Genomic DNA, 12,670 nt, shown 5'->3' with positions numbered 1-12,670 from the left:
GCCACGCCGCATGTCGCCGAGTGGTGGGATGATCCCGAGACGGAGATCGCCCAGATCCGCGAACACATCGATAGCATTTCCGTCGAACCGCTGATCATCGAGCTCGACGGCGAGCCGATCGGCTATATGCAGAGCTACGACCCGCATTTGGAGGACGGCCATCCCTATAACGACCAGCCGTTCGGCACGCTCGGCATCGATCTGTCGATCGGCAGGCCTGAGCTTGTCGGGCACGGCCACGGCTCGGCGATTGTGCGGCAATTCGTAGAACAGCTGTTCGAGGAAGGGGCGCCTCGTGTCATCATCGATCCGCATCCAGCCAACGGACGAGCCATCCGCGCCTATGAAAAGGCCGGTTTCAGAGCTATCGATCGCAGGCAATCGGAATATGGCGACGCCGTGCTGATGGCAATCGACGCCGAAGAGGGCGATACCGAAGAAAGCGACGCCGAAGAGGGGCAGTAACAGCATGAGCACAACCGGCGCCGACAAAACCGTCTCGGCCTACGAAGACAGCTGGCGGATGGGACTTCTGCTCGTCCTTGGCCTGATCATATTCCAGGCCGGGGCCCTTTATGGCATGGGCCGAACGCCGATCTGCACATGCGGCTATGTCAAGCTGTGGCACGGTATCGTGCAGAGCTCGGAGAATTCCCAGCATATTTCCGACTGGTACACATTCTCGCACCTCATCCACGGCTTCCTGTTCTACGCGCTGGCGTGGGCTCTGTTCCCGCGTTCGCCGGTCGGGCTCAGGCTGGCATTTGCGGTCGTCATAGAGGGCGGCTGGGAACTTCTCGAGAACAGCCCTTTGATCATCGAGCGCTATCGCGCCGGCACAATTTCCCTGGATTACTACGGCGACAGCATCATCAATTCGGTGGCGGATACGCTGGCGATGGTACTGGGATTTGTGATGGCGCGGAGGCTCCCTATATGGGTGATCGTGACCCTCGCTCTCATCTTCGAATTCGGTGTCGGCTACATCATCAGGGACAATCTGACACTCAACGTGATCATGCTGCTGCATCCGTTCGAGTCCATCCGGCAGTGGCAAAGTGGAATTTAGTGATATGAGCACATTCTCGCCCCGCGAAATCGTTTCGGAACTCGACCGCTTCATCATCGGCCAGAAGGACGCCAAGCGCGCCGTGGCTATCGCCTTGCGCAACCGCTGGCGCCGCCAGCAGCTCGAAGGCCAGATGCGTGAAGAGGTGATGCCGAAGAACATCCTGATGATCGGCCCGACCGGCGTCGGCAAGACCGAGATTTCGCGCCGCCTGGCACGCCTTGCCGGTGCGCCGTTCGTCAAGGTCGAGGCGACCAAGTTCACCGAGGTCGGCTATGTCGGCCGCGACGTCGAGCAGATCATCCGCGACCTGGTCGAGATCGCCATCGGGTTGGTGCGCGAGAAGATGCGCGAGGACGTCAAGGCGCGCGCCCATATCAATGCCGAGGAACGTGTGCTGGAAGCGCTCGTCGGCAAGACGGCGAGCCCGGCCACGCGCGACAGTTTCCGCAAGAAGCTGCGCGACGGCGAGCTCGACAACAAAGAGATCGAGATCGAGGTGAGCGACACCGGCACGGGCGGCATGCCCGGCTTCGAGATCCCCGGCATGCCGGGCGCCAATATCGGCGTGTTGAATATCAACGACATGCTGTCGAAAGCGATGGGCGGGCAGAAGACCAAGACGCGCAAGACGACGGTGAAAGAATCCTATACGCTGCTGGTTGGCGACGAGTCCGACAAGCTGCTCGACCAGGATGAGGTGGTGCGCAGGGCGCTCGAATCGACCGAAAACGACGGCATCGTCTTCCTCGACGAGATCGACAAGATCGCCTCGCGTGAGGGCGGCATGGGCGCCGGTGTTTCCCGCGAAGGCGTGCAGCGCGACCTGCTGCCGCTTGTCGAAGGCACCACGGTGGCGACCAAATACGGACCGGTGAAGACCGACCACATCCTGTTCATCGCTTCGGGTGCGTTCCACGTTGCCAAGCCGTCCGACCTGCTGCCCGAACTGCAGGGCCGTCTGCCGATCCGCGTCGAACTGCGCGCGCTGGAGAAGGACGATTTCGTCCGCATCCTGACCGAGACTGAGGCCAGCCTGATCAAGCAGTACATCGCGCTGATGAAGACCGAGGGCGTCGACCTCGTCTTTACCGACGACGCCATCGATTCTCTGGCCGGCATCGCCGTCGATCTCAACGCCAGCGTCGAGAACATCGGCGCCAGGCGGCTGCAAACGGTGATGGAGCGGGTGCTGGACGAGATCTCCTATGACGCGCCGGACCGCCACGGCACGTCGGTGACCATCGACGCCGCCTATGTGCAAAAGCATGTCGGCGACCTGTCCAGAAACACGGATTTGTCGCGTTTCATCCTGTAAGACGGTGCCGGGCGGCGGGCGATTTCCGGACATTCTGCAGTGTGTGGCCAAATGGAAGCATCTGGCCACCTTTTGTCTCAGTTGTCGAAGGGCCTCTCGACTCCCCTTCCAGCTTTACCTAGTTTGCCCGGCGACTACAGCGCCGCGCGTCCTGTACGCGCAGCGGACGCTGTGGCACTTGATTTGGCGCATGACCCCCGAAAATCGATTCCGGGGGTCATGCGCTGTTACAGGCGGCGGCGCATGAAAAAACTGATCCTCGTCATTCTCGGACTGACGCTGGCGACAGCCATGTTCGCCGCGCAAGCGGCGACGATGGTGCCGCCGGGCAACAGCAATGCCGAGCAGCCCAACATACCGGGCGCATCGAGCCGGCGCACCCAGGCCACCAACACCACCTTCCAGGCAAAATACCGCAAGGTCTATGCGCTGCTGCAGAACGACGCTGGTCTTCGCGGCAAGATCAGCCAAGCGGCGGCGACCTATGGCATCGATCCGATGCACATCGTCGGCGCCATCGTCGGCGAGCATACCTACAATGTCGACGCCTACGACCGGCTGCAGACCTACTACGTCAAGGCGATCTCCTATCTGTCGAGCAAGCTGTCCTTCGCCTATGAAGGCGAGGACATCACCGATTTCGTGCAACGGCCGCAATTCCAGAAATGCGCTGGCAAATCGGACAGTTACGCGCTCTGGGCGTGCCGCGAGCAGGTGTGGAACCAGTCCTTTCGCGGCAAGACCGTCGGCGGCACCAGTTTTCCCGATGACCGCTTCGGCGCCACTTTCTTCCAGCCCTATTATGCCGGCCAGACCTTCGGCCTTGGACAGCTCAATCCGCTGACGGCTCTGCAGATGAGCGATCTCGTGCACCAGGTTTCCGGCCTGCCGAAGCTCGACGTCGGCGATCCGAACGGGGTCTACAAGACCATCATGGACCCGGACCTCACCTTGTCTTATGTCGCGGCGACGATCCGGAAATCGATCGATGCCTACCAGAGCATCGCCGGCTTCGACATATCGGACAATCCCGGCATCACATCGACGCTCTACAATGTCGGCAATCCGGAACAGCGCGCCTACGCGCTGAAGGCCGAGAACGACAAGCGCCGCGCCGCGGGCGAACCGGAGAAGCTGCCCGAGGAAAATTACTATGGCTGGCTGGTCAACGACAAATTGCCGGAGCTGAAGGCGCTGTTTTAGCGGTGAAGGTCTGCGGCGGAGGTCGCGCGCGATCTGATGGGCAGCAATGGTGGAGCGTTGTCGCACCTGCTGTCCATCGGAACGAGCAAGGAGCGTCAATTTGCGGACCGCAGATTAACCTAAGACTCTATGAGTCTGAGGACGGTGAAGACCGCGACCGAGAGAAAGACGACAGCACTGCCCATATTCGCAAATCTGCCGACCTGTGCACAGCAGACCGGTAGTCGGAGGCGCGCAACCGTGAGGACGCAGGCAGAGCGAAAAGCCAAGGCGGTGCAAACATATACCGCGCTCAACACGATCATCTGTTCTGAGATCGAATGACCCGGATCAATGAATTGCGGAAAGAAGGCGGCATAGAAGAGAAGCGCTGCAGGATTTACGAAGGCGATCGTCAGCCCGTCAAGGACCGGCGCACGAGCGCGAGACGAGTTCGGACGTTGCGAAGGCCGGTTGTGGAGGCGCAACGCGCCCGCAGCGAGCCAGATGAGGTAAAGGGCTCCGGCGAGCGAAAGCCATCGAAACAGCACTGGTAAGAGTTCACCGGAAAGCGACAGGCCGGCGAACATTGCCCCGAGCAGGCACACCTCCCCGACTTCTGCGCCAATCGCGGTGGAGAGACCGGCCATCGCCCCGCGCCGCAACGTACTATGGGCAACGATCGCCATAATAGGCCCGGGCGTGATGAGAATCAAAAGTTCCGCGGCCAAGAATTGGACAAGACTGTTCCAGTCCACGTCTTAATCTAGCTCCCCTATCAACGAGAGGGTGAACCACTGCCACTGCCCAAAACTCGCTCAGCCGGACGACAGGCTCAGCAGTCGAAGCAGGCTGGTTCTATCGACGGCGGCCGCTTTGCCACGACCTGCCAATGCGGGATCGATTCCAGCATCGAGTAGCTGGCGGTCGCTAAGTTGAGCCAACTCACGCCGTTGCGCTGCGGCCCTGAGGGGTCGGACGATGACCAGGTGCATAACACGGAGAACACACTGGACTGAGGGCGTCATGATCGCCTCTTTTTCAGAGCCACGGCCGCATACGGGCAGGCGGCGGGCTGTGGTCAGCCCGTCTACTGAAGAGAGAGGGTCGCGCTGCGCGGTTGCGCAAAGATTTCAGAAGGAGGAAGTTCGGTTACATCTGAAACTCGGTCGGCTGGAAGGGCCCAACGGTTCCAAGTGTCGGATTGTCACCACCAGAACGACAAGCGCTCCGTCAGTTCAAAATGGTTCTGAAACCCGCACTCACGCCGCCAGCAGCGACTTCAGCTTGATCGTTTGCGAACCGAGCGCCTCAGGCGCCGGCTTTGCCCTTTTGGCAATCAGCATCTCGGCCAGCCTTATGTCACGGGCAACCGAATTGCCTCGGCCGATGCCGCTCGCCGCGACGAGCCTGCCGTCCTCGGCGAGGTGGAACAGGATGAAGGCGCCGTCATCGAGGTCGCGGCGCACGACCTTGCTGCCCTCGTCCGAGAGCCCGGCGATCTGCAAGGTCAGGCCGTACTGATCCGACCAGAACCATGGCACGGCTGCATGGCTTTCACCGGCGCCAAGCATGTTCCTAGCCGCAAGCGCACCCTGCTCCTGCGCGTTGCGCCAGGCCTCCAGCCGCACGCGCCGGCCGCCATAGACGGCAAGCGGAAACGAGCAGCAATCGCCGGCGGCGAAGATGTCCGGATCGCTGGTGCGAAGCTCGGCATCGACCGCTATGCCGTTGTCGATCGTCAGGCCGGCTTCCGCAGCGAGCCCGGTCACCGGCACGGCGCCGATGCCGATCACCGCCAGATCGGCAACGACGCCCTGCCCGCCGGCAAGCGTGATGCGCACCTCAGCGCCGTCGTCGGCGATCGCGGCGATGCCGTCGCCGCACAGGATTTTCACGCCTTCGGCTTCATGCGCCTCGTGAATGACTTTGGCGATCTCGGCCGGCACGCCACGCATCAGGATGCGCGGCTGCGCCTCGATGACGGTGACCGCGGCGCCCAGCCTGCGCGCCGCGGCGGCAAGTTCGAGGCCGATGAAGCCGCCGCCGACGATGGCGATGCGGTTTCCGGCGCTGAGATGAGCGCGAATGGCCAGCGCGTCGTTGAAGGTCCGGAGATAGACGCAGCGCGGGCCAAGGCCCGGCATCGGCAGCTTGCGCGGCGTTGAACCAGTCGCCAGCAAGAGCTTGTCGTAAGGCAGGATCGAGCCATCCGACAGGCGCACGACATGCGCGGCGCGATCGATCGCCACCGCCTGAACCGAATGGATATGCTGGATCGATCTCTCGGCTAGGATTTCATCGCTGGCGATCGCCTTGATCGCGGGCGGATCGCTGGCCATTGCTTCTTTCGACAGCGGCGGCCGCTCATAGGGCAGATGCGGCTCATCACCGACCAGCGTCACCGGCCCGTCATAGCCGAGATCGCGCAACGCCAAGGCAGCCCGCCCGCCGCATTCGCCGGCACCGATGATGACCATCCCGTTCGTCATCACCGTCACCCTATCTGCACCAGGACTTTGCCGGCATCGAGCTTGACCGGATATGTCCTGAGATTGACGCAGACCGGCGCCCCCCTGGCCGCACCGGTCTTGTAGTTGAAGCGGCCATTGTGCTTCGGGCATTCGATGATGTCGTCCATCACCAGCCCGTCGGCCAAGTGCACCTTCTCATGCGTGCACAAACCGTCCGTCGCGAAATATTCGTCGTCGGGGCTGCGATAGATGGCGAAGGTGCGGCCGCCATGGTCGAACCGCATCACGTCCTCTTCGTCGATGTCTTCGGCATCACAGGCCTCGACCCAGTCGCTCATCAGTCCTCCCGGCAGCTTTTTGCTTGGTCAACTTGCCCGGCATGTTGCCTGGCATGGGCGCATATCATTCCGCTGCTGCCGCGACAGCATCGTTGTCGTTGTGAAATTCCTCGCGATAGGGCTTCGCGGTCGGCGGCAGTTCGCGCTTGAGGAAATAATCTTCATTGCGCAGCTGGCGCAGGAAGGCAGGCACCATCTCGCGATAGCCGGCCAGGATCGACGGCGTCGGCGCCGGCAGGTCGTGCTTGATCAGCTCATGCAGCCTGGGCAGCGCGTGGTAGGGCACCATCGGGAACATGTGGTGCTCCACATGGTAGTTCATGTTCCAGTAGATGAAGCGGCTGATCGGGTTCATGTAGACGGTGCGGCTGTTGAGGCGATGGTCGATGACATTTTCGGCGAGGCCGCCATGCTGCAGCAGGCCGGTCATGACATGATGCCAGGCGCCGTAAAGCCTGGGCAGCCCGACCAGCATCAACGGCAGGAACGAGCCGCTATAAAGTGCCAACGCGATGGTCATCGCATAGATCGCGGTCCAGATGCGGGCAATGCGGATCGCCTTTGGCTGCTCCTGCTCCGGAATGAAGGTCTGTTCCGCCGGGCTGATGATGCCGGCCGCATTGCGCAGCATGTCGCTCATGGCATGCCAGGCATCGAGAATGCCGAAGAAATTGAGCACGACGCGCAACAGATCCGGCGGGCGCATCACGGCGATCTCCGGATCGCGGCCGACGATGATCGTATCGGTGTGGTGCCGCGTATGGCTCCAGCGCCAGGTCACCGGGTTGCGCATGATCATGAAGCAGGCGAGCTGATAGATCGCATCGTTCATCCACTGCGTCCTGAATGCGGTGCCGTGACCGCATTCGTGCCAGCGTGAATCGGTGGAAGAGCCGTAAAGGACGCCATAGACGAAGAAGAACGGCACGCACCACCAGGTGCCCCAGAACCAGGCGCCGCCCGCGCCGCTCAGGATCAGAGCGCCGAGCCAGATGATCGTGTCGCGGATCGCCGGGCTGTCGGAGCGCTGCATCAGCGCCTTCATCTGCTTGCGCGGGACGTCGGTATGATACCACTCGGCGGCCGCCAGCCCGGTCTCGACGGCGAGCTTCGCGTCGCGGCCGAGCAGGCTGTAGTCGCGCCGGGACGGTGCTGCGTCCATCGTTGCGTCCATGGCAATGCCTCCACCAGCGCCCTGCGATCCGCCCCGGTCAATGACCGGGCCGCGGTCGCAAGCATCGTAGGCTAGAAATAGCGCCAAGCCATGATAGGCTCAATATCACAAAGATAGTTTCTATCATTTCCCATCAGAATGATGTAAATTGCTTTTGGCAAGCGGAGAGACAGCCATGGCAAAACGACCGACCATCACCGATCTGGCGCGCGCCTCCGGCGTCAGCGTCGCCACCGTCGATCGGGTGCTGAACAACCGCTTGCCGGTGCGCGAGGAAACCGCGCGACGCGTCTATGAGGCCGCCACCAGCATCGGCTACCACGCCGCCGGGCTGATCAAGCAGCGGATGCGCCAGGAACTGCCGGAATATCGGCTCGGCTTTCTACTGCTGAGGGGCAATGATGTTTTCTACAGCGATTTCGCGCGGGAGCTCGAACTGGCGGTGTCGCAATCGCAGCGCTTCCGCGGCGTCGCAACCATCGACTTCGCCAGTTCGCTGGCGCCCGGCGAGATTGCCGCCCAGATGCGCAAGCTGGCGGCGAAATCCAGGGCCGTCGCTCTTGTCGGCCCGGACCATCCGACGCTGACGGCAGCCGTCGAGGCGCTGAAGGCAAGAGGGCAACCGGTCTTCTCCCTGCTATCCGACTTTGCCGCCGGCATCCGCGAAGGCTATGTCGGCCTCGACAATCGCAAGGTCGGCCGCACCGCGGCCTGGATGATCGCCAGGGCGGCGAGGAAGCCCGGCAAGGTAGCGCTTTTTGTCGGCAGCCATCGCTTCCATGGCCATGAGCTACGCGAGATCGGCTTCAGATCATTCTTCCGCGAGCATGCGCCGGAATTCACGGTGCTGGAGACGCTGGTCAATCTGGAGGCCAACCAGGTGACCCATGATGCGATGATCGATCTTCTGGCGCGGTACCCGGATCTTGCCGGCTGCTACGTCGCCGGCGGCGGCATGGAAGGCGCGGTCTCGGCGCTCAGGGCAGCGAGGCGGGTAAATATGCCGGTGGTCGTTTGCAACGAGATCAACGCCGAGTCGCGCGCGGCGCTCGCCGACAACATCCTGACCATGGTGATTTCGACGCCGCTGGCGGCACTATGCCGCGAGCTTGTCGATCTGATGGCGCATGCCATCGAGGCAGGCGCTGCCAATGCACCGGGCCAGACCTTCCTGCCCTTCGATATCTATCTACCGGAAAACATCTAGGTTCGGGCAAAACATCTAGGCTCGGACAAGGCATCCAGGTTCAGATCGGGCGCCACGATGCGTCAGCAATGATGTGAACCATCAGCCTGATGGATTCTTGCAGAAGATTTGCCGGCCCCCAACTGCGTTATCCGAAAATCCGGCATCCGCTTTCGGAATCTCCTTGACGCCCGCACGCAGAATGGAATAAATATTTCACCAGATAGGTACTTTGGTTCTTTCGTTCCGGAACAACTGTTTCAAGCAGAGGGCTTGGCGTTCCAGTCAACGCGGAAATCGCCATCGGGAACGGAAATGGCGATCGGGAGAGATTCCCTGGGAGATCGGGGATTCCGGGTAGATCGGTGCAGCCGGACACCAATTCTGTGGAGGAGAAAATAAAATGAAGAAACTGCTTTTGGGCGTCGTATTTTCGGCGCTGATGAGTTCGTCCGCCTTCGCTGCCAAGATCGGCGTGTCGATGGCGCTGTTCGACGACAATTTTCTCACCGTACTGCGCAACGGCATGATCGAACAGGCCAAGGGTATGGATGGCGTGGAGCTGCAGGTCGAGGACGCGCAGAACGACGTCGCCAAGCAGCTCGACCAGATCAAGAATTTCGTCGCCTCGGGCGTCGACGCGATCATCGTCAATCCGGTCGATACCTCGGCCACCCAGGCGATGTCGGACGCCGCCGCTGCGGCCAAGGTTCCGTTGGTCTACGTCAACCGCGAGCCGGTCAATGTCGACACGCTGCCGGACAACCAGGCCTTCGTCGCCTCTAACGAGGTTGAGTCCGGCACTCTCGAAACCCAGGAAGTCTGCCGGTTGTTCAAGGAAGCGGGCAAGACCGAGGCCAATGTCTATGTGATCATGGGCGAGCTGTCGAACCAGGCCGCGGTGCAGCGCACCAAGGACATTGACGATGTGATCGCCACTCCGGAATGCAGCTTCATCAAGATCATCGACAAGCAGACGTCGAACTGGAAACGCGAGGAAGCGCAGAACCTCATGACGAACTGGCTGTCGACCGGCACGCCGTTCGATGGCGTGATCGCCAACAATGACGAAAGCGCCATCGGCGCCATCCAGGCCATGAAGGCTTCCAACGTCGACATGAAGTCGGTTGTCGTCGGCGGCGTCGACGCCACCCAGGACGCGCTTGCCGCGATGCAGGCGGGCGACCTCGACGCGACCGTGTTCCAGGACGCGGCCGGCCAGGGTGCCGGGGCGCTGGACGCGGCGCTCAAGCTTTCCAAGGGCGAGGCGGTCGAACAGAAGGTCTACATCCCCTTCCAGCTGGTCACGCCGGCGAACATCGACAAGTTCCTTAAGAAGAACTGAGGCTGCGAGACCGTTTCGATAGGGAGCGGCGCGTCAGAGCATCGGACCGTTTTGGGAAATCCGATGTTCAAGCAAAAGAAGCGCCGCCCCTCTTTTCCTTATCGCCGTAGACAGGCGGCGGGAGGGCGACTGCTGACGGAGGAAGCAAGATTTGGCACAGACAACCCATGGCGTCGGCGGACTCAGCTATGATGCGAAGAAGCGCACATGGCCTGCCGAATTCAACGTTTTCCTGGCGCTCATCATCCTTGTCGGCGCCTTCGAGCTGATAGGCCGCGTCTTTCTTGGCGACAGCTTCCTGTTCAATACCCGCGCCAATGTCGATACGATCTTCAACGAGGCGCGCCTGCAGATCATCATCCTGCAGGTGTCGATCGTCGGCATCATCGCCATTGGCGTGACGCAGGTGATCATTTCCGGCGGCATCGACCTTTCCTCCGGTTCGATCGTCGGCGCCACGGCGATGATCGCCATGAGTTTCGCCCAGGTGGCGACGGTCAACGGCAACCCTAACCCCAAGGCGGTGTTCCTCGCGCAAGGCTGGACCGACCTGCCGGTGATGGTGCCGGTGCTCGTCGCGATCGGCTGCGGCCTGCTGGCCGGCCTGGTCAACGGCTCGTTGATCGCCTACACGCGCATTCCGCCGTTCATCGCCACGCTCGGCATGATGGTCACCGCGCGCGGCATCGCCAAATGGTGGTCCAAGGGGCAGCCGATCTCGTTTCCCACCGAAAGTTTCGCCGCCATCGGCAAGGGGCTGATGCCGGTCATCATCTTCATATCGCTGGCAATTCTGTTTCAGCTGATCCTGTCATACACCAGGTACGGCAAGCACTGTTATGCTATCGGCTCCAACGAGGACGCCGCGCGCATGTCCGGCATAAATGTCAAGAACCACAAGATCCTGGTCTTCGTCATTGCCGGCATCCTCGCCTCGCTCGCCGCCGTGGTGCTGAGCTCCAAGAACCTTACCGCTCAGGCCGGCATGGGCGTGATGTACGAGTTGGACGCGATCGCCATGGCAGTCATCGGCGGCGTCTCGCTGTCGGGCGGCCGCGGCTCGATCATCGGAACGGTGATCGGTGCGCTGATCTTCGGCGTCATCATCTCCGGCTTCACCTTCCTGCGCCTCGACGCCTACTACCAAGAGATGGTCAAGGGCGTGATCATCATCGGCGCAGTCGTTCTCGACCAGTGGCGCCAGCGCCTGCGGGCAATGAGGGCTTGATCATGTCAGACATCGTCCTGAAGACCGAAAACCTGACCAAATACTATGGCGGCGTGCATGCGCTCGAAAGCGCGAATTTCGAACTGCGCAAGGGCGAGCATGTCGCCATCATGGGTGACAACGGCGCCGGCAAATCGACCTTCGTGCGCCAGATCACGGCCGTCGAGCAGCGCACCAGCGGCAAGATCTGGTTCGACGGCAACGAAGTGAACTTCGCCGGTCCGATCGCGGCGCGCGAGGCCGGCATCGAAACCGTGTTCCAGAACCTGGCGCTTGCGGACGATCTCGACGTGCCGTCGAACCTGTTTCTCGGCCGCGAAAAGGTGCTTTTCAATCTCGGGCCTTTCTCGATCCTCGATCGCAAGTTCATGCGCAAGGCGACCGAGGCGGCGTTGGTCCGCACGGCGGTCAAGATTCCCAACCTTTCCAACACCATCCGCCACATGTCGGGCGGCCAGCGCCAGTGCGTGGCGATCGCCAGAACGGCGACGTTCGCTTCCAAGCTCATCATCATGGACGAGCCGACGGCAGCCCTCGGTGTGCAGGAGACGATGCAGGTCGAAAACATCATCCGCACGTTGAAAGCCAATGGCGAGCCGCTGATCCTGATCAGCCACAACATGCGCCAGGTGTTCGACCTTTGCGACCGCATCGTCGTCTTCCGGCGCGGCCGCATCGTCGCCAATCTGCGCAAGCAGGACACCGACGGCAACGACATCGTCTCATACATCACCGGCGCCAAGACCGGGGAGGCGGAACTTGCGGCCTAAGGCGGCGCCGGGTCACCGGCGCACCGCCGAACTGCCGCGATCCGAAAATCGCCTGCGGCTCTGTGCCTGACGGGCCAGGCGCGACACACTGCTTTTTCGAATCATCCCTCAAAGGAAATTCCCATGCCTCTCCGCTTCGCTCTTCTCGGTGCCGGTCGTATCGGCAAGGTCCACGCCCGTGCCGTGGGTTTCAATCCGCAGGCCAAATTGGTCGCCGTGGCGGACGCCTTTGAGAAAGCGGCGACGGATCTGGCGTCAGCCTATGGCGCGGAAGTGCGCACCATCGAGGCCATCGAAAAAGCCGGAGATGTCGACGCGGTCATCATCTGCACGCCGACCGACACCCATGCCGATCTGATCGAGCGGTTCGCCAAGGCCGGCAAGGCGATCTTCTGCGAGAAGCCGATCGACCTGGACGCCGGCAGAGTGGAAGAATGCCTTGAAGTGGTCGACAAGGCCGGCGCCACTTTGATGGTCGGCTTCAACCGCCGCTTCGATCCGCATTTCGCCGCCGTGCGCAAGGCGATCGACGACGGCGCCATCGGCACGGTCGAGATGGTAACCATCACGTCGCGCGATCCCGGCC

14 protein-coding genes are annotated in these 12,670 nt (G+C 61.7%); 9 read left to right on the top strand and 5 right to left on the bottom strand.

Annotated elements, in window-relative coordinates:
* The 4 genes from E5W87_RS24005 to E5W87_RS23990 all read left to right on the top strand — a co-directional run.
* Positions 1–465 (top strand): GNAT family N-acetyltransferase (locus E5W87_RS24005; RefSeq protein WP_292403158.1); only part of this gene is annotated, 465 nt, incomplete at its 5' end.
* Positions 466–469: 4 nt separating this feature from the next.
* A complete protein-coding gene (locus E5W87_RS24000) occupies positions 470–1,069 on the top strand; it encodes a DUF2585 domain-containing protein (protein ID WP_292403155.1) in 600 nt (199 codons plus the stop codon).
* A gap of 4 nt (positions 1,070–1,073) precedes the next feature.
* A complete protein-coding gene (gene hslU, locus E5W87_RS23995) occupies positions 1,074–2,387 on the top strand; it encodes an ATP-dependent protease ATPase subunit HslU (protein WP_292403151.1) in 1,314 nt (437 codons plus the stop codon).
* Positions 2,388–2,630: 243 nt separating this feature from the next.
* Positions 2,631–3,590, top strand: a complete 960-nt coding sequence (locus E5W87_RS23990) for a DUF1402 family protein (protein ID WP_292403147.1) — start codon at positions 2,631–2,633, stop codon at positions 3,588–3,590.
* 119 nt (positions 3,591–3,709) lie between these two features.
* Here E5W87_RS23990 and E5W87_RS23985 read toward each other — a convergent pair whose 3' ends face one another.
* From E5W87_RS23985 to E5W87_RS23970, 5 genes are all read right to left on the bottom strand, one after another.
* Positions 3,710–4,327 carry a LysE family translocator gene (locus E5W87_RS23985; protein ID WP_292403144.1) on the bottom strand — a complete coding sequence of 206 codons (618 nt, stop codon included), beginning with the start codon at positions 4,325–4,327 and terminating at the stop codon, positions 3,710–3,712.
* A 60-nt stretch (positions 4,328–4,387) separates the two neighbouring features.
* Entirely contained in the window at positions 4,388–4,564 is a 177-nt protein-coding gene (locus E5W87_RS36150; protein ID WP_367118868.1) for a DUF1127 domain-containing protein, read from the bottom strand.
* Positions 4,565–4,831: 267 nt separating this feature from the next.
* Positions 4,832–6,061: an FAD-dependent oxidoreductase gene (locus E5W87_RS23980; protein WP_292403141.1), complete on the bottom strand. Its 1,230-nt coding sequence runs from the start codon at positions 6,059–6,061 to the stop codon at positions 4,832–4,834.
* 5 nt (positions 6,062–6,066) lie between these two features.
* A complete protein-coding gene (locus E5W87_RS23975) occupies positions 6,067–6,381 on the bottom strand; it encodes a MocE family 2Fe-2S type ferredoxin (protein WP_192357899.1) in 315 nt (104 codons plus the stop codon).
* 64 nt (positions 6,382–6,445) lie between these two features.
* Positions 6,446–7,555, bottom strand: a complete 1,110-nt coding sequence (locus E5W87_RS23970) for a fatty acid desaturase family protein (RefSeq protein WP_292403135.1) — start codon at positions 7,553–7,555, stop codon at positions 6,446–6,448.
* A gap of 175 nt (positions 7,556–7,730) precedes the next feature.
* Here E5W87_RS23970 and E5W87_RS23965 point away from each other — a divergent pair, with 175 nt between their 5' ends.
* The 5 genes from E5W87_RS23965 to E5W87_RS23945 form a co-directional block, all read left to right on the top strand.
* Positions 7,731–8,762 carry a LacI family DNA-binding transcriptional regulator gene (locus tag E5W87_RS23965; protein ID WP_292403132.1) on the top strand — a complete coding sequence of 344 codons (1,032 nt, stop codon included), beginning with the start codon at positions 7,731–7,733 and terminating at the stop codon, positions 8,760–8,762.
* Positions 8,763–9,144: 382 nt separating this feature from the next.
* Positions 9,145–10,086: a sugar ABC transporter substrate-binding protein gene (locus tag E5W87_RS23960; protein ID WP_292403129.1), complete on the top strand. Its 942-nt coding sequence runs from the start codon at positions 9,145–9,147 to the stop codon at positions 10,084–10,086.
* A gap of 151 nt (positions 10,087–10,237) precedes the next feature.
* Positions 10,238–11,314, top strand: a complete 1,077-nt coding sequence (locus E5W87_RS23955; protein ID WP_292403126.1) for an ABC transporter permease — start codon at positions 10,238–10,240, stop codon at positions 11,312–11,314.
* Between the two features lie 2 nt (positions 11,315–11,316).
* Positions 11,317–12,084 (top strand): ATP-binding cassette domain-containing protein, encoded by a 768-nt coding sequence (locus E5W87_RS23950; protein WP_292403122.1) that lies wholly within the window; start codon positions 11,317–11,319, stop codon positions 12,082–12,084.
* A 123-nt stretch (positions 12,085–12,207) separates the two neighbouring features.
* The coding region (locus tag E5W87_RS23945) for a Gfo/Idh/MocA family oxidoreductase (RefSeq protein ID WP_292403119.1) at positions 12,208–12,670 on the top strand (463 nt) is incomplete at its 3' end.

The sequence above is a fragment of the Mesorhizobium sp. genome, from assembly GCF_004962925.1.
Lineage (GTDB): Bacteria > Pseudomonadota > Alphaproteobacteria > Rhizobiales > Rhizobiaceae > Mesorhizobium.
Note: the sequence above shows the minus strand (reverse complement) of the source record. Positions and strands in the feature narration are given on the sequence as shown.

Excerpts from the sequence above, each read along its gene's own strand:
- hslU (WP_292403151.1), top strand. The coding sequence starts at position 1,074 with ATGAGCACATTCTCGCCCCGCGAAATCGTTTCGGAACTCGACCGCTTC.
- E5W87_RS23965 (WP_292403132.1), top strand. The coding sequence starts at position 7,731 with ATGGCAAAACGACCGACCATCACCGATCTGGCGCGCGCCTCCGGCGTC.
- E5W87_RS23980 (WP_292403141.1), bottom strand. The coding sequence starts at position 6,061 with ATGACGAACGGGATGGTCATCATCGGTGCCGGCGAATGCGGCGGGCGG.
- E5W87_RS23970 (WP_292403135.1), bottom strand. The coding sequence starts at position 7,555 with ATGGACGCAACGATGGACGCAGCACCGTCCCGGCGCGACTACAGCCTG.
- E5W87_RS23960 (WP_292403129.1), top strand. The coding sequence starts at position 9,145 with ATGAAGAAACTGCTTTTGGGCGTCGTATTTTCGGCGCTGATGAGTTCG.
- E5W87_RS23950 (WP_292403122.1), top strand. The coding sequence starts at position 11,317 with ATGTCAGACATCGTCCTGAAGACCGAAAACCTGACCAAATACTATGGC.
- E5W87_RS23990 (WP_292403147.1), top strand. The coding sequence starts at position 2,631 with ATGAAAAAACTGATCCTCGTCATTCTCGGACTGACGCTGGCGACAGCC.
- E5W87_RS24000 (WP_292403155.1), top strand. The coding sequence starts at position 470 with ATGAGCACAACCGGCGCCGACAAAACCGTCTCGGCCTACGAAGACAGC.
- E5W87_RS23975 (WP_192357899.1), bottom strand. The coding sequence starts at position 6,381 with ATGAGCGACTGGGTCGAGGCCTGTGATGCCGAAGACATCGACGAAGAG.
- E5W87_RS36150 (WP_367118868.1), bottom strand. The coding sequence starts at position 4,564 with ATGCACCTGGTCATCGTCCGACCCCTCAGGGCCGCAGCGCAACGGCGT.